The 16,945-nt window shown below is 62.8% G+C and carries 14 protein-coding genes; 13 read left to right on the top strand and 1 reads right to left on the bottom strand.

Translation table 11 applies throughout. The annotated features are described in order from the left end of the window. Positions 1-341 precede the first annotated feature (341 nt). The 12 genes from ACQRBR_RS06225 to lepA all read left to right on the top strand — a co-directional run bounded on the left by ACQRBR_RS06225 (position 342) and on the right by lepA (position 11,710). Positions 342-1,421 (top strand): M24 family metallopeptidase, encoded by a 1,080-nt coding sequence (locus tag ACQRBR_RS06225; RefSeq protein WP_303877989.1) that lies wholly within the window; start codon positions 342-344, stop codon positions 1,419-1,421. Positions 1,422-1,430: 9 nt separating this feature from the next. Continuing rightward, complete coding sequence (gene aroL / locus ACQRBR_RS06220) at positions 1,431-1,949, top strand: shikimate kinase AroL (RefSeq protein ID WP_297137668.1); 519 nt, start codon at positions 1,431-1,433, stop codon at positions 1,947-1,949. A gap of 68 nt (positions 1,950-2,017) precedes the next feature. Further along, the gene (locus ACQRBR_RS06215; protein ID WP_427812580.1) at positions 2,018-3,079 is read left to right on the top strand and encodes a glycosyltransferase; all 1,062 of its coding nucleotides are present in this window, start codon (positions 2,018-2,020) and stop codon (positions 3,077-3,079) included. A 303-nt stretch (positions 3,080-3,382) separates the two neighbouring features. Continuing rightward, positions 3,383-3,802, top strand: a complete 420-nt coding sequence (locus ACQRBR_RS06210; protein ID WP_006007274.1) for an ATP synthase F0 subunit B — start codon at positions 3,383-3,385, stop codon at positions 3,800-3,802. Between the two features lie 148 nt (positions 3,803-3,950). After that, positions 3,951-4,496, top strand: a complete 546-nt coding sequence (locus tag ACQRBR_RS06205; protein ID WP_168934757.1) for an ATP synthase F0 subunit B — start codon at positions 3,951-3,953, stop codon at positions 4,494-4,496. Beyond that, on the top strand, positions 4,493-5,044 hold the full coding sequence (gene atpH, locus ACQRBR_RS06200) for an ATP synthase F1 subunit delta (RefSeq protein WP_006007270.1): 552 nt from the start codon (positions 4,493-4,495) through the stop codon (positions 5,042-5,044). The genes ACQRBR_RS06205 and atpH overlap by 4 nt, the downstream gene beginning before the upstream one ends. A 3-nt stretch (positions 5,045-5,047) precedes the next feature. After that, positions 5,048-6,556, top strand: coding sequence for a F0F1 ATP synthase subunit alpha (gene atpA / locus ACQRBR_RS06195; RefSeq protein WP_006007267.1), 1,509 nt, complete (start codon positions 5,048-5,050; stop codon positions 6,554-6,556). A gap of 17 nt (positions 6,557-6,573) precedes the next feature. Continuing rightward, positions 6,574-7,458, top strand: coding sequence for a F0F1 ATP synthase subunit gamma (locus ACQRBR_RS06190; protein WP_303877986.1), 885 nt, complete (start codon positions 6,574-6,576; stop codon positions 7,456-7,458). A 12-nt stretch (positions 7,459-7,470) separates the two neighbouring features. Beyond that, on the top strand, positions 7,471-8,892 hold the full coding sequence (atpD, locus tag ACQRBR_RS06185) for a F0F1 ATP synthase subunit beta (RefSeq protein WP_072336072.1): 1,422 nt from the start codon (positions 7,471-7,473) through the stop codon (positions 8,890-8,892). Positions 8,893-8,901: 9 nt separating this feature from the next. Beyond that, positions 8,902-9,303: a F0F1 ATP synthase subunit epsilon gene (locus ACQRBR_RS06180; RefSeq protein ID WP_006007261.1), complete on the top strand. Its 402-nt coding sequence runs from the start codon at positions 8,902-8,904 to the stop codon at positions 9,301-9,303. 154 nt (positions 9,304-9,457) lie between these two features. Then, positions 9,458-9,661 carry a hypothetical protein gene (locus ACQRBR_RS06175; RefSeq protein WP_427812579.1) on the top strand — a complete coding sequence of 68 codons (204 nt, stop codon included), beginning with the start codon at positions 9,458-9,460 and terminating at the stop codon, positions 9,659-9,661. Between the two features lie 243 nt (positions 9,662-9,904). Further along, positions 9,905-11,710, top strand: coding sequence for a translation elongation factor 4 (gene lepA, locus ACQRBR_RS06170; RefSeq protein ID WP_427812578.1), 1,806 nt, complete (start codon positions 9,905-9,907; stop codon positions 11,708-11,710). Between the two features lie 127 nt (positions 11,711-11,837). Here the strand turns inward: lepA and ACQRBR_RS06165 are convergent, their stop codons facing one another. Further along, on the bottom strand, positions 11,838-12,941 hold the full coding sequence (locus tag ACQRBR_RS06165; protein ID WP_427812577.1) for a hypothetical protein: 1,104 nt from the start codon (positions 12,939-12,941) through the stop codon (positions 11,838-11,840). A gap of 264 nt (positions 12,942-13,205) precedes the next feature. On the opposite strand from ACQRBR_RS06165, the gene ACQRBR_RS06160 reads away from it, so the two are divergent. Then, positions 13,206-16,772, top strand: coding sequence for an FAD-binding and (Fe-S)-binding domain-containing protein (locus ACQRBR_RS06160; protein WP_303877977.1), 3,567 nt, complete (start codon positions 13,206-13,208; stop codon positions 16,770-16,772). The last annotated feature ends 173 nt before the right edge of the window (positions 16,773-16,945 follow it).

Raw genomic sequence — 16,945 nt, 5'->3', positions numbered from 1 at the left:
CCCCTCCTCAGACACATAGCCGGGACCCCCAAAGAGCCGCCCGGCATCCGCATAGGCTTCCGGCAGAGAGCCGCCCGGCATCCCTGCCGTATTTTCTTCCACAAACCGGGCCATTGCGTCCGGGCCGGACGGCGGCTAAGATGCCACCTTGTCCCCAAAGCCTCGCCCGACGGCAGCGCACGATGCCATGCCCTGTATCCGCCAGACGGGGACCTGCCATACCGGCCTGAATAAAAGTTTTTGGAAGGGTTGGGGGGTCCGGGGGGAAGGGGGACCTTTCTCCAAAAAGGTCCCCCTTCCCCCCGCGCATCCGCCCTGCCTTCCCTGCAAAGGAACCTCGCATGAACACGCCCTATGCTGCCCGACGCGACCGCCTGCGCCAACTGATGCGCGCCCGCGGTCTGGATGCCCTGCTGGTAAGCCACGCTGCCAACCGTTTTTATCTTTCCGGCTTCGAGCTGCATGACGTGCAGCTCAACGAGAGCGCGGGACGCCTGGTCATCTGCGCGGACGGGCGGGACTGGCTCTGCACGGACGCTCGCTACAAGGATGCGGCGGCCCGTCTCTGGGACGAGGACCATATCCTCATCTACGGCCCGGATGCGGCCACGGAGATCGGCCAGCTCATGCGGCGTTGCGGCAGCCGCCTGGGCCTGGAGGCGGAGATCGTGAGCCTCAATTTCGCCCGCTCGCTGGGCCGTGCCGTGGGACGCGGCGCGCATCTGCAGGCCGCCGACGGCCTGGTGGAAGAGCTGCGCGTCATCAAGGATGCGGACGAGATCAAAGCCCTGGAGCGTTCCTTCGCCCTCAATCACGCCATGCTGCGCTGGCTGGAGGAAAGCCAGCTGCAACCGGGCCGCAGCGAAGCCGAGCTGGCCTGGGCCATCGAAAAATATTTCCGCGACAACGGCGCCTCGGAACTGGCCTTCCCGTCCATCGTGGCCGTGGACCAGAACGCGGCCCTGCCCCACGCCATCCCCGGCGAGAAGAAGCTGCCGGACAACGGCCTGGTGCTGGTGGACGTGGGCTGCCGCGTGGACGGCTATTGCTCCGACCAGACGCGCACCTTCTGGGTGGGCGATGCGCCGCACAAGGAGTTCCGCGAGACCATGAAGCTGGTGCGCGACGCCCAGCAGGCCGCCCTGGACAAGATGCGTCCGGGCCTGCCTCTGCACGAGGCCTATACGCTGGCGCGGGGCGTGTTCGAGAAGGCGGGCGTGGAGGCCTGGTTCACCCACGGTCTGGGCCACGGCGTGGGCCTGGAGACACACGAGGCCCCCAGCCTGGGCCGTCGCGGCGACAAGGTCCTGCAGGAAGGCATGGTAGTCACGGTGGAGCCCGGCCTCTACTATCCGCAATGGGGCGGCATCCGCTGGGAATACACGGTGCTCATCACGGCCGACGGCAACCGCATCCTCTAAGGAGGCACCATGTCCCTGATCTACCTTGTGGGCCCGCGGGCCTGCGGCAAGACCACGCTGGGCAAGGCCCTGTCCGAAGTGCTGGACGTGCCTTACTGCGATACGGACCACCACCTTTGCGAGCGTCTGGGCATGGACGTGGCGACCATGGTGGACCGCTGGGGCTGGGAAGGCTTCCGCAGCCGCGAAAGCGAATCCCTGCGCCTGGCCAGTGAGGAGCTGGCGGGACGTGGCGTTGTGGCCACCGGCGGCGGCATGGTGCTGGCGGAGGCCAACCGGCGCTACATGCGCGAACATGGCCGGGTCTTCTTTTTGTCCGCCCCCGTGGAGGTGCTGGCCGCCCGCCTGCGGCGCAATCCGCTGGAGGCCCAGCGCCCCAGTCTCACCGGCAAGAGCCTGGACGATGAAGTGCGCGAGGTGCTGGAAGCCCGCCTGCCCCTGTACCGGGACGCCGCCCACCACGAACTGGACGCCCGCCAGAGCATCACGGAACTGTGCCTGGCGGTGCGGACCCTGCTGCGTCATTGATCATCACGGGGAGCGCGTCACGCCCATAGCGGCCTGATGCGCTCCCCGTGCGTTTTTTGGGAGGAGACATGTCTGCTAGCCCGCTGGTGACCGTCCTGCTGCCGGTCTGGAACGGCGCTTCCCTGCCCCTGACGGCAGAGGGGGAAGAGCCCCTGCGCGTGGCCATCCGTTCCCTGGCCCGGCAGGAAGCCGCGCCGGACGCCCCCGTACCGGGCTTCGAGGTGCTGGCCGTCGATGACGGTTCCACCGACGGCACGGCGGCGCTGCTGGATGCCCTGGCGGCGGAATATCCCTGCCTGCGCGTCCTGCACCGGCCGCATGAGGGCCTGCCCGGCGCGCTCAATGCCGGTCTGGAGGCCGTCCGGGGCGCGCTCATCGCCCGCATGGACGCCGATGATGTCTGCCACCCGCAACGCCTGGCCCTGCAGGCCGCCTGGATGGCGGAACATCCCGAAACGGGCCTGCTGGCCACGCGGGTACATTTTGGCGGCGACCGCGAGACCGCGCGCGGCTTTGCCCATTTCGTGGACTGGCAGAACGGCCTGCTGGATCATGAGGCCATCAGCCGCAACCGTTTTCGCGATACGCCCGTCAGCCATCCCTCGGTCATGTTCCGGCGCGAATTGCCCCGGCTGTACGGCGGCTATGCCGACGGCTTTTTCGCCGAGGACTGGGAGTTGTGGCTGCGCTGGCTGCATGCCGGTGTGCGCATGGCCAAACTGCCGCAGGAGCTGCTGGTCTGGAACGACCCGCCGCGCCGCACCACCCGCAGCGACAGCCGCTATTGCGAGGCCGCCAACAACCAGTTGCGCGCCCTCTGGCTGGCCCGCTGGCTGGAGCGCCACAACCCCTGGCACCCGCAGGTCTATCTGCTGGGCGCGGGCAAGGTGGCCCGCCGCCGTCTGGCCCCCCTGTGGGAAAGGGGCGTGCAGGTGGCCGCTTTCGTGGACATCGATCCCAAAAAGATCGGACAGAAGGTGCACGGCGTGCCGGTCATCGGCCGGGACGGCCTGCCCGGGCCGGGACGCTGTTTTCTGCTCAACGCCCTCACCGCCCACGGCGCCGACGAGGATGCCGCCCGCTGGCTGGCTGCCGCCGGCTACGATGCGGAGCAGTGGCTGCTGGTCTGAGAGGTCCCGGATAGTCCGCGAAGCGTGAGCCGCTGTCCAAAAATTGACGGCTCCTGCCTCATTCCACCTTCTTCCGCCCTTGCGGCCACGCATTTTTCCCAAGAGATCCCGCTTTTTATTTTTTGAGATAATAGCTTAAAATTACTTGATTTTTACGAAAACATATGAAAAATATCATAAAATTGTTTGTGCAGATGCGAAGACTTTGCGAATTTTGTCACCAATACCCTTTGACATAACCCCTTGTTGAGGGTATTTTATAAAAGCTTTGAACATCACACCGTCCAGAGGGAGGATACGGTAATGTTGGACCTTAATATCACCTTGGTTTTCCAGTTGGTGAACTTCTTCATTGCACTGTACGTGCTGAACCTCCTTCTGATTCGCCCCATCCGCGAAATCATCCGTAAACGCAAAGCCGTCATGGACGATATGTCCGGCGAATCCGAATCCTACGAATACCAGGCCGAACAGCGCCTTTCCGACTATGACAACCAGCTGACCCGCGCCCGTCAGGATGCAGGCCAGAACCGCGAAAAGGCCCGCGAAGCCGGCGCCGCCGAACAGGCCAGCCTGGTGGCTGAAGCCCAGAAGCGCGCCCAGGAAATCATTGCCGAGACCCGTCGCAACCTGCAGGCCGAAGCCGATGCTTCCCTGAAGGAACTGCGCGGTCAGGTCGCCACGCTCTCCGGCCAGCTGGCCGAGCGTGTGCTGCGTGGCTAGTACGCCGTTTCTGCCACTGTGCCACGCGCGAGCTCGGTGGTTTTTCGGGCGGTCTTCGGACCGCGAGGGTAAAGAATCAAGAGAAACCCAATCAAGGGGGTGGGCTTTGAGCAAATGGAAACACGCTGGGCTGGGCTTGACGCGAGTTATGGTGCCTGTCCTTGCGCTTACGCTGCTTTTCGCCGTGGGGGCGCAGGCCTCTGAAGGGCATGACGCGCCGCGCTGGGGCGACTTTGGCTGGCGTGTGCTCAACTTCATCATCTTCGCCGGTATCCTGTGGTACTTCGTGGGCGGTCTGGCCCGCAAGTTCTTCTCCGGCCGCCGCGCCCGCATCAGCCAGGACCTCCAGGATCTGGAAGCCCGCCGCGCTGAAGCCCAGAAGCGCCTGGATGAAGTGGAAAAGCGCATCAGCAACCTTGAGTCCGAACGCAAGGCCATCCTCGATGAAAGCCTCGCTCAGGCCGAAAGCGTGAAGCAGGCCGTCGTCGAAGAAGCCAAGCGTCAGGCCGAACAGATTGTGCAACAGGCTCGTCGCACTGCCGAAAACGAAGGCCGCGCCATGCTGGCCGAAGTGCGCGCCGCCATTGCCGATGAGATTGTGGACGCAGCGGAAAAGGTCCTGGCTGAAAAGCTGACCGCCGCCGAGCATGAAAAGCTCATTACCAACTCCCTCAACAAGGTGGTGCTCCATTGACGGACGCGATAGTTGCTCGCAGATATGCCGGCGCCATATTTGCGCTGGGCAAACAACAAGGGGATGAGGCCCTCTCGCGTTACGGGAGCGATCTCGCCGCGCTGGGAGACATGCTTGCCGCCTCGCCGAAGCTGGACGCCGCGCTGAAAAGCCCGGTCATCAGCATCGATGAAAAAAAGGCTGTGATGGGCAAGCTGCTTAAGAAAATCAAGGCGGACAAAACCGTCAGCAACTTCTGCCTGCTGTTGGCCGACAAAGAGCGTCTGGCTTATCTCGGCGAGATTGTCGGCTGGTATGGCAAGTTGCTTGACGACGCCAAAGGAATTATCCGTGGTACGCTCACTACCGCCGTGGAGCTTACGGATAACAAGCGGGCCGAACTCAAGGCCGAGCTTGAAAAGAAGGCGGGGGCGAGCATTGAGCTTGCCTTTGATGTGGATGCTTCCATCCTTGGGGGCGTGGTGCTCAAGGTTGGTGATCGAGTGCTGGACGCAAGTCTGCGCGCGCAGTTGGCGATCCTTCGGGAGACATTCAAGAGGGGTGAATAGCACATGCAGATCAAAGCTGAAGAGATAAGCAAGATCATTGAAGATCAAATCAAAAACTACGAGCAGCGCGTAGAAATGAGCGAAACCGGCACCGTGTTGTATGTCGGTGACGGTATCGCCCGCGTCTACGGGGTTCAGAATGCCATGGCCATGGAACTGCTGGAATTCCCCGGCGGCGTCATGGGTATGGTGCTCAACCTCGAAGAAGACAACGTGGGTGTCGCGCTGCTCGGCTCCGATGTGGGCATCAAGGAGGGCGATCCTGTCAAGCGTACCGGCAAGATCTTCTCCGTGCCTGTGGGCGACAAGGTTATGGGCCGCGTGCTCAACCCCCTTGGCCAGCCCATCGACGGCCTCGGCCCGGTCGAAGCCGAAGAAGTCCGCCCGGTGGAAATCAAGGCCCCTGGTATCATCGCGCGTAAGAGCGTGCATGAGCCCATGCCCACGGGTCTGAAGGCCATCGACGCCATGACTCCTATCGGCCGCGGCCAGCGTGAACTGATCATTGGCGACCGTCAGACCGGTAAGACCGCCGTCTGCATCGACGCCATCCTGGCCCAGAAAGAAACCGACATTCACTGCTTCTACGTGGCCATCGGCCAGAAGAAAGCGTCTGTCGCCCTGGTGGCCGACACCCTGCGCAAGCACGGTGCCATGGAATACACCACCATCATCTCGGCCACCGCTTCCGACCCGGCTCCCTTGCAGTACATCGCGGCTTACACCGGTTGCACCATGGCCGAGTACTACCGCGACAACGGCAAGCATGCCCTGATCATCTACGATGACCTCTCCAAACAGGCTGTGGGTTATCGCCAGATGTCCCTGCTGCTCCGTCGTCCTCCCGGACGTGAAGCTTTCCCCGGCGACGTGTTCTACCTGCACTCCCGCCTGCTGGAACGCGCTGCTAAGGTGAGCGACAAGCTCGGTGCCGGTTCCCTGACCGCCCTGCCCATCATCGAAACGCAGGCCGGTGACGTGTCCGCCTACATCCCGACCAACGTGATCTCCATCACCGACGGTCAGGTGTACCTGGAACCCAACCTGTTCAACGCCGGTGTGCGTCCGGCCATTAACGTGGGTCTGTCCGTGTCCCGCGTGGGTGGCGCCGCTCAGATCAAGGCCATGAAACAGGTTGCCGGTACCATGCGTCTGGACCTGGCCCAGTACCGCGAACTGGCCGCTTTCGCCCAGTTCGGTTCCGACCTGGACAAGGCCACCAAGGCCAAACTGGAACGCGGCGCCCGTCTGGTGGAACTGCTGAAGCAGCCCCAGTACCAGCCCATGCCCGCCCAGGAACAGGTGGCTTCCATCTACGCCGCTACCCGCGGCTACATGGACGACGTGCCGGTGGATCAGATCCGTCGCTTTGAAAGTGAAATGCTGGCCTTCATGCGCGATACCCGCAAGGACGTGCTGGACGCCATCAAGGATAAGAAAGTCATTGATGAAGCTGTGGAAAAGGCGCTGAACGAGGCGATTACCGCCTTCAAGCAGGGCTACCAGGCTTAACGCCGGGGGATACCCATATGCCTTCACTCAAAGACGTAAAAATGAAAATCGTGGGGGTCGGCAAGACCAAGCAGATCACCAAGGCCATGAACATGGTGGCCTCGGCGAAACTGCGCGGCGCGCAGGCCCGCATCGAACGCTTCCGGCCGTATGCCGGCAAGTATCGCCAGGTTCTGGCCGAGCTTGCCCGCAAGGTGGAGGGCACTGCCCATCCGCTGCTGGCCGAGCATGAGGAAAAGAAAAACTGCGCCATCGTGCTGGTCACGTCCGATCGTGGTCTGTGCGGCAGCTTCAACGGCAACATCATCACCACGGCCCTGAAGCTCGCTGCTGAAAAAACCAATGCCGGTATGAAGGTCACCTTCGCCTGCATGGGCCGCAAAGGACGCGACGCTGTGCGCAAGGCCGGCTACGACATCTCGGTCTCCTACGGTGACCGTATGGGCAGCCTGGACTTTTCGCTGGCCAGCTCCATCGCGCAGGAAGTCATTCACGGCTACGAAACCTTTGCTTTTGATGAAGTCTGGATGGTGTACGGCGAGTTTGTGTCCATGGGGCATCAGCCCCCGCGCACACTGAGCCTGCTGCCCCTGGCTGCCCCTGAGGCGGAAGCGGAAGAAGGTCAGGAAGAAGCCGCCCACTGCGAGTACGTTTACGAACCGCAGGAAGAAGCCCTTCTGGCCGAGCTGCTCCCCCGCTACATCAAGGTTCAGGTCTACCGGGGAATGCTGGATACGTCTGCCAGTGAACACGCTGCGCGCATGGCCGCTATGGACAACGCGACGCGTAACTGTAACGAGATGATCAATACGTTGACCCTGCTCTACAACAAGACACGGCAGGCTTCCATCACCAGCGAACTCATCGACATCGTCGGCGGCGCAGAAGCGCTGAACGGGTAACAGGAGCCAAGCATGAGCAAAAACATTGGTAAAATCGTCCAGGTTATCGGCGCCGTCGTGGACGTTGAGTTCAGCGACGGACACCTGCCTGATATCCTGACCGCCCTGGAAATCAAAAACCCCAACAACAGCGACGCGCCTGACCTCGTCTGTGAAGTGGCCCAGCACCTCGGTGATAACGTGGTGCGTACCATCGCCATGGACGCCACCGAAGGTCTGGTGCGCGGCATGGAAGTTGTGGATACGGGCAACCCCATCATGGTGCCCGTGGGCAAGGCGGCTGTGGGACGTATCCTCAACGTTATCGGCCGTCCCGTGGACGAAATGGGCCCGGTCAACGCTGAGAAGTACTACCCCATCCACCGTCCCGCCCCCGAGTTCACCGAGCAGAACACCAAGGTGGAACTGCTTGAAACCGGCATCAAGGTCGTGGACCTGCTCGTGCCCTTCCCCAAGGGCGGCAAGATGGGTCTGTTCGGCGGCGCCGGCGTGGGCAAGACCGTTATCCTGATGGAAATGATCAACAACATTGCCAAGCAGCACGGCGGCTCTTCGGTGTTCGCCGGCGTGGGTGAACGTACCCGTGAAGGCAATGACCTGTATAACGAACTGAAAGAAGCCGGTGTTCTGGAGCGCGCTACGCTGGTTTACGGCCAGATGAACGAGCCTCCGGGAGCCCGTGCCCGCGTGGCCCTGACCGCCCTTGCCTGCGCTGAATACTTCCGCGACGAAGAAAACCAGGACGTGTTGCTCTTCATCGACAACATCTTCCGCTTCACGCAGGCCGGTTCGGAAGTGTCCGCTCTGCTGGGCCGCATGCCCTCGGCCGTGGGTTACCAGCCCACCCTGGGTACTGACCTGGGTGCCCTGCAGGAACGCATCACCTCCACCAACAAGGGTTCGATCACCTCTGTGCAGGCCGTTTACGTGCCCGCTGACGACTTGACCGACCCCGCCCCGGCTACCACGTTCTCGCATCTGGACGGTACGCTCGTGCTTTCCCGTCAGATCGCCGAACTGGGTATCTACCCCGCCGTGGACCCGCTGGACTCCACCTCCCGCATCCTCGACCCCAACGTCGTGGGTGAAGAGCACTACAGCGTGGCCCGTCAGGTGCAGATGGTGCTGCAGAAGTACAAGGAACTGCAGGATATCATCGCCATTCTGGGTATGGACGAACTGTCTGACGAAGACAAGCTCACCGTTGCCCGTGCGCGTCGTATCCAGCGCTTCCTGTCCCAGCCCTTCCACGTGGCCGAAACCTTCACCGGTACCCCCGGCCAGTATGTGAAGCTGGAAGACACCATCAAGGGCTTCAAGGGCATCCTGGAAGGCAAGTACGACCATCTCGCCGAATCCGACTTCTACATGCTGGGCAGCATCGACCAGGCCGTGGCCAAGTACGAAGCCCGCATCCAGCAGGAAGCTAAGTAAGGAGCGCCCATGAGCATGCTGCAACTGGAAGTGGTGACACCTGACAAGACCGTTGTCAGCGCTCAGGTGGAAATGGCCGTGTGCCCCGGCGTCATGGGTGAGTTTGGCGTGCTGCCGCATCACGTCTCCCTGCTCTCTGCCCTCAAGATTGGCAACCTGCGCTATACTGAAGGCGGCAAGCAGCACAACGTGTTCATCTCCGGCGGCTTTGCCGATGTGAACAACAAGGTCCTGACCGTGCTGGCGGAATCGGCCGAACTGGCCGAAGATATCGACACCGCCCGCGCCCAGGCCGCCAAGGAGCGCGCCGAAAAGCGTCTGGCCAGCCAGGCCGATGATGTGGACCATGCCAGAGCGGAAGCCGCTCTGCAGCGCGCCGTCGAGCGCCTGCATGTGGCCCAGTTGCGCTAGCGCCTCCCTGATCCGATAAACAAAGGGGCCGGAAGGAAACTTCCGGCCTCTTTTCGCGTCTTTTAGCGGATGTGCCCTTCTTGCCCATAGCTATGCAGCATATCCTTTTTCTATTATTTAACGGAAAAAGGATTCCATAGCTTGAGGCAAATACATGAAACGGGTCTACAAAAAACGCTTCACCAAGATAGGCCTGCTCATCGGTCTTCTCGCCGGGGCCTTCTGGGGCAGCAGAATCGGTATCGCCACAGGTGGCTGGGCCATAGCGGGCACCCTCCCCGTGGGCATCATCAGCGGCATCATTATGGGGCTGCTGGGCAACAAGCTGGGGACGGAACTGGACAGACGGGAGGACTGACAGCCATTGCTGACGACCCACCGTCACATCCTTCCCGATTACGGTCATGACAGCCATGTGGCCGCCCTTTCCGCTCCATGGCGGCCATTCCTCTGCGTTCTCCCTCTCCTCCCTATACCGCGTGCTGCTGGGGCATGGACTTTGCAGCCGCTTGCCGATATAATATTGCACTTTTCCGGCAGGGCCACGGCTCTGCCTCCACCTCTTCCCGCGGCTTTCGACGCGGTCACAGTCACGAGTCCCATGCCCAGTCTGGATCATATTCGCAATTTCTGCATCATCGCCCATATCGACCACGGCAAGTCCACCCTTGCCGACCGTATCCTTGAGCTGACCAAGGTCGTCAGCCAGCGCGAGGCCCGCCAGCAGTATCTGGACAAGATGGATCTGGAACGCGAGCGCGGCATCACCATCAAGGCGCAGACCGTGCGCATCCCCTATGTGGCTGCCAACGGAGAGGAATATGAGCTGAACCTCATCGACACGCCCGGACACGTGGACTTCAACTACGAAGTGTCGCGCTCCCTGGCCGCCTGCGAAGGCGCGCTGCTGGTGGTGGACGCCACCCAGGGCGTGGAGGCCCAGACCCTGGCCAACGTCTATCTGGCCCTGGACCACGACCACGAGATCGTGCCCGTGCTGAACAAGATCGACCTGCCCAGCGCCGAGGTGGACCGCGTCAAGGAAGAGATCGAGGAAGCCATCGGCCTGGACTGCACCGACGCCCTGCCCGTGTCCGCCAAGACCGGTCTGGGCGTGGACGCCGTGCTGGAAGCCATCGTCAACCGTCTGCCCGCCCCGGGCGGCGATCTGGACGCCCCCCTCAAGGCTCTGATCTTCGACTCCTGGTACGACAGCTACCAGGGTGTCGTGGTGCTCTTCCGCGTGGTGGACGGCCGGGTGAAGCTGGGCGACATGGTGCGCCTCATGAGCACCGGCAAGGAGTATGAAGTGCTGCGCCTGGGCGTGTTCTCGCCCGAGGCCACGGACGTGAAGGAACTGCACGCCGGTGAGGTGGGCTTCCTTTGCGGCAGCATCAAGTCCCTGGGCGATGCCCGCGTGGGCGATACCATCACCCTGGTGGCCAATCCGGCCACCGAGCCCGTGCCCGGCTTCAAGGAAGTGAAGCCCATGGTGTTCTGCGGCCTCTATCCCTCGGAATCCGACGATTACGAGAACCTCAAGGCCGCGCTGGAAAAGCTCCAGCTCAACGACGCCGCCTTCAGCTTCGAGCCCGAGACCTCCCAGGCCCTGGGCTTCGGCTTCCGCTGCGGCTTCCTCGGCCTGCTGCACATGGAGATCATCCAGGAACGCCTGGAACGCGAATTCGAGGTGGACCTCATCGCCACGGCGCCCTCGGTCATCTACCGGGTGGACACCACCGACGGCAAGACGCTGGAGATCGACAATCCGGCCCACCTGCCCGACTCCACCAAGATCAAGGCCCTCTACGAGCCCTATGTGAGCATGGACATCCACGTGCCCAACGAATACGTGGGCAACGTCATGAAGCTTTGCGAGGACAAGCGCGGCACCCAGAAGAACCTGCACTACCTGGCCGCCAACCGCGTGGTGGTGACCTACGAGCTGCCCTTCGCCGAGATCGTCTATGACTTCTTCGACCGGCTCAAGTCCTGCACGCGCGGCTACGCCAGCATGGACTACCAGCCCATCGACTACCGCGAGTCCGATCTGGTGCGTCTGGACATCCTGCTCAACAGCGAGCCCGTGGACGCCCTGGCCGTCATCGTGCACCGCGACCGCGCCTATACCTATGGCCGCTCGCTGGCCCTCAAGCTCAAGCGCACCATCCCGCGCCAGCTCTTCCAGGTGGCCATCCAGGCGGCCATCGGCCAAAAGATCATCGCCCGCGAAACCGTGTCCGCCTTCCGCAAGGACGTGACCGCCAAGTGCTACGGCGGTGACATCACCCGTAAGCGCAAGCTGCTGGAAAAGCAGAAGGAAGGCAAAAAGCGCATGAAGCGCATGGGCAACGTGGAGCTGCCGCAGGAAGCCTTCCTGGCCGCCCTCAAGGTGGGCGACGAATAAACCGCTTTTGTACGGACGTAAAAAGGCCACCCCGCAGGGTGGCCTTTTTTTATGCATCACGACAGGACGGCACCGGAGCCGGAGAAGCGCTCGCTGGCCGATGCCAGCCGCCATCCCGACCGGTCCGTCAGCTGGCGGCTTTCTTCTTTCCGGCCGGAGGACGGGGCATCGTGCGCCGGGCCCGGCGTTCCGCAGCGCCGAACACGCATTCTTCCCGCGCCACGGGCAGGGCCGCCTCCCGGATCTTGCGGCGCTGCCGCCAGGCTTCCAGATGCGGCTTGCCGTAGAGCACGCCCTCTCGCGCTTCCGCGGGCTCCGGCATCTTGCCGTAGGACGGGGGCAGATGCTCCGTCTCGCGGGACGAGGCTGGCAGCTGGGGGCCGCGCAGGGCCGCGGGCCGGAAGTATCTGGTGGCCCAGGTCAGGGCCAGCACGTAGGCGGCCGCGAACAGGCTGGCGGCCGTGTCCCACGGCGGGGTGGCCGAAAGGGCCAGGCGCATCATCAGCGTGCCGATGACGAAACCGGAGTTGCGGAACACCGCATGGAAGGACGGCATGTAGCGCTGCGAGATGAGGACCAGCGCGATGTCGGCGAAGATCAGCACCGTATAGATGGTCTCGAAAAAGCGCATGTCCTCGCCGGTGTGGATGTGGATCCAGGCATCCCGGATGCCGATGCCCAAAAAGATGACGAACAGCGTCAGCGAAAGCAGCTTTTTGCTGATGACGAAGCGCATGCGCATCTCCGGGCTCTGGATGTAGGCATAGCTGGAGGCCAGCTTCCCGTAGATGCCCAGGGCCACGAAGATGCCCAGGGCCCCCATCGCCGTGACCGCGATATGGATGACGGGATCGAGGTTGCCGGCGATGCTCACCGGCTCGGGCAGATGCGCCAGTTCCTTGAAGGCATTGCGCAGCAGGATCAGCGCCAGGATCTCGAACTGCTTGCCCACGGACCGCGAAAAGGACGTGGAGATGATGAAGATCAGGCTCATGACCTCCAGGCCCAGGATCAAGGTGAAGGCCAGCTGGATGGCGCTGAAATGGCTGTGGGGCGTCAGCTGGGCCAGTGCGGGCGGCAGCATGCCCTGGCGTTTGAGCTCCACGCAGCACAGGGCCGCCACGTAGATCCAAAAGATGACCAGCGCCACCTTGCGCTGGACGTGGGTACGCTCCCAATTATGGTGCAGCCAGTCAAAAATATCTGTAAGCCATTGCAGCTTGAGCAGCATGTGGAGTCTCCTTTCCGGGGATCAGGTGTGGCGCACAGCATCTTTCAAGTTCGAGAAAATGTAAAGAGGACAAGGCATGACAGGCATGACAGGAATCGTTCCTGACGCTTTTTCCCTGCCTGGTGAAGACAGCAGCCCCAGTATGGGGCCATGCTTGCCTTACGCGGAAAATCGCAGTAAAAAACAAGGTTTCTCCACTTGTGCATCCGGCCCGCCCAGGCCCGCGCACAAGGAAAATGCAGAAGACAACGAGGTACCTACGCCATGGCTCATAAGGGTCCGCACATATCCATCTCACCTGACTATGTGGTCAACCGCATCCTGCGTATCAATATCGACGACTTCGCGGAGTGGCCCGAGTCTGTGCGGCATCTGGCCATTGCCATTGCCGAAGAACTGTTCCTGGTGGCCTACAATCCCTTCATCAACGTGGAGACCGTGCGCAACAGCGTGCACGCCCGCTTCGAACGGGAATCCATGGCCCTGGCCCACTATTTCGCCAACGCCATCGGCGAAGGCATCACCATGTTCTGGTCCGCTTACGAGGCCGAACGCAGCTTCCGCGAAGAGCTGATCTCCGCCCTGCGCAACATCCTGCCCGGCGAGTGCATCCTTTCCTCGCCCTCCGCCCTGGTGGCCTCGGCCACGGACGCCACGGACCTGCGCATGGAACTGCCCCTGCTGGTGGTGGAGCCCGACAGCGCCGAGCAGGTGGCTGCCCTGGTGAAGCTGGCCAATGACATGAAGTTCGCCCTCATCCCGCGCGGCGGCGGCTCCGGCATGACCGGCGGCGCCGTGCCGGCCCGCAAGCGTACGGTCATCGTCAGCCTCACCCGTCTGACCAAGATCGGCCCCATCGACCTTGAAAATATGACCGTCACCGTGGAAGCCGGCGCCATCACCCAGAACGTCATCAAGGCCGTGGACGCGGCCGGGGCGCTCTTCTCCGTGGACCCGGCCTCCAAACAGGCCTCGTCCATCGGCGGCAACGTCTCCGAGAACGCCGGCGGCCCCAGCGCCTTCGAATACGGCACCACCCTGGACAACCTGCTCTGGTGGCGCATGGTCACCCCCACGGGCGAGATCATCAGCGTGGAACGCGAGAACCATCCCCGCCACAAGATCCTGCCTGAAGAAACGGCCGTGTTCGTGGTCAAGGACATCAGCGGCGGCGTGCGCAACGTCATCCACCTGCGCGGCGACGAGATCCGCCTGCCCGGTCTGGGCAAGGACGTGACCAACAAGGCCCTGGGCGGCCTGCCCGGCATGCAGAAGGAAGGCGTGGACGGCATCATCACCGAGGCCTGCTTCATCATCCATCCCAAGCCCAAGTTCAAGCGCGTCATGGTGCTGGAATTCTTCGGCCGCTCCATGCACCCCGCCGCCGTGGTGGTGCGCGAGCTGGTGGGCCTGCGCAACCGTATCCGCCAGGAAGGCGACTACGCCCACCTGTCCGCCCTGGAAGAATTCAACGCCAAGTACGTGCAGGCCATCGAGTACAAGCGCAAGTCCCAGAAGTACGAGGGCCTGCCCATCTCGGTCATCATCCTCCAGGTGGACGGCGACGATCCCTACCTGCTGGACAAGTGCGTCAACGATATCGTCTGCGTGGTGGAAGAACAGGACAACGTGGACATCATCGTGGCCCAGGACGACAAGGAAGGCGAACGCTTCTGGGAAGACCGGCACCGCCTGTCGGCCATCGCCAAGCGTACCTCCGGCTTCAAGCTCAACGAGGACGTGGTCATCCCCATGGACCGCATCCCGGACTTCGCCCTCTTCCTCGAGCAGCTCAACCTGGAATGCACGGCCCAAGCCTACCGCTACGCCCTGCAGGAAGTGGGGCGCCTGCCCGGTTTCCCCATGGAAGACAAGGAATTCAACCGTGAATTCTCCTTTGCCTCCAAGGTGGCGTCCGGCGACAATCCGCAGGCCGAGCTTTCCGATACCGAGCTCTGGAAGCGCGCCGAGGCCTTTTTGGCCGGCATGGGCCAGAAGTACGCCCATCTGGACAAGAAGATCGGCAAGATCCGCGATTACATGGAAGCCAGCCGCATCGTGGTGGCCAGCCACATGCATGCCGGTGACGGCAACTGCCATGTGAACATCCCGGTCAACTCCAACGACGCCCACATGCTGGAAGAAGCCGAAGAGACCGCGGCCCGCGTCATGGCCGAATGCCAGGAAATGGGCGGCGAGGTCTCCGGTGAGCACGGCATCGGCATCACCAAGATCTCCTTCCTCGGCAAGAGCAAGATGGACGCCCTGCGCGCCTTCAAAGAGCGCGTGGACCCCCGCGACGTCATGAACCCGGCCAAGCTGGTGCATCGCGAGCTGCCCGTGCGTCCCTTCACCTTCTCCTTCAACCGGCTCATCAACGACATCCACGCCAGCGGTCTGCCGGACAAGGAAAAGCTCATCAGCCTGCTGTCCACGGTGCAGGTCTGCACCCGCTGCGGCAAGTGCAAACAGGTCTGCTCCATGTGCTACCCCGAGCGCTCCATGCAGTACCATCCCCGCAACAAGAACATGGTGCTGGGCATGCTGCTGGAAGCCGTCTATTACTCGCAGGTCAACAAGGGCGCCATCGACGACAACCTGCTGCGCTGGCTGCGCGACCTGGTGGAACACTGCACGGCCTGTGGCCGCTGCCTGGCCAACTGCCCGGTCAAGATCCCGTCCGGTGAAGTGGCCCTGACCCTGCGTTCCCTGCTGGAACACGAGAACGCCGGCGGTCATCCCATCAAGAAGCGTGCCCTGGAATGGCTGGTGCATGACGTGTCGTCCCGCGTGCCCAAGGCGGCCAAGATGGCCTCGCTGGGCCAGAAGGTGCAGAACAAGCTGCTGGGCGTGGTGCCCTCCGTGTGGAAGAAGCGCATGCAGAGCCCCATCTTTGCGGGCAGCGGCCCCAAGATGGGCTACACCAACCTGTACGAATCCCTGCGCCTGCACCGCGGTTCCGTGTTCGCGCCCAAGGAAGTGACGCCGGGCATGCCCTGCGTGCTCTACTTCCCCGGCTGCGGCGGTTCGCTCTTCTATGACCGCATCGGCCTGGCCGCCATCATGCTGCTGCTGCACACCGGCTACGCCGTGGCTGTGCCGCCGCGTCATTTGTGCTGCGGCTATCCCCTGCTGGCCGCGGGCATGGATACCGAATACGAAGACAACATGGCCCAGAACCGCCAGTATCTGGCCTCCATGCTGCGCAACCTCATCAAGCAGGGCTTCGATGTGCGCTATCTGGCCACGGCCTGCGGTTCCTGCCGTGACAGCCTGGCCCGCATGAAGCTCAACGAGCAGTTCCCGCAGCTGGAACAGAAGGACGTGAGCCAGATCGTCCTGCCCCTGCTCCAGCACGAGGGCATGGAAGCCCCGGTGGCCCCCGGCACCAATGTGCTCTACCACGCGGCCTGCCACTGCGAATGGGCGGGCGTGCCCACCCTCAAGGGACAGGCCCAGCTCACCGGCGCCCTGGAACAGCTCTGCAAGGTCAAGGTCTCCACCATCCCCGGCTGCTGCGGCGAGTCCGGCATGGGCGCCGTGACCTCCCCCACCATCTACAACCTGCTGCGCGCCCGCAAAAAGGAACGCCTGGCCAAGGCCTTCGAGCCCCAGCCGCAGACCGGCGCCTGCTACGCCGGGCCCATCCTGGTGGGCTGCCCCTCCTGCAAGATCGGCATCGCCCGCTGCCTCATCCAGCTCAAGGAAAAGCACCCCGTGCTGCACGTGCTGGAATGGCTGGCCAACCAGGTGGACGGTGAGGACCGCCGCCAGCGCTTCCGCCGCCGCGCCAACGAGACCCGCGGCGATGTGCGCATCGTCCAGTGCTAGACGAAAATGATGACGATGAAATGATATGAGGGGGGAAGGGAACGTTTTCCGCTGGAGAAGTTCCCTTCCCCCTTCATGCTCCCCATCCTTCAAAACCGCCCACAAGGAGCCTGACGGCTCCTCCAGACCCTGCCCGCCGGTACGCGCTGCCGCATGACGGACAGGCCACCCAA

Source organism: Desulfovibrio sp. SGI.133, assembly GCF_050313955.1.
In the GTDB taxonomy this organism is placed as follows: domain Bacteria; phylum Desulfobacterota; class Desulfovibrionia; order Desulfovibrionales; family Desulfovibrionaceae; genus Desulfovibrio.
This window is presented reverse-complemented; position numbering and strand designations above follow the sequence as displayed.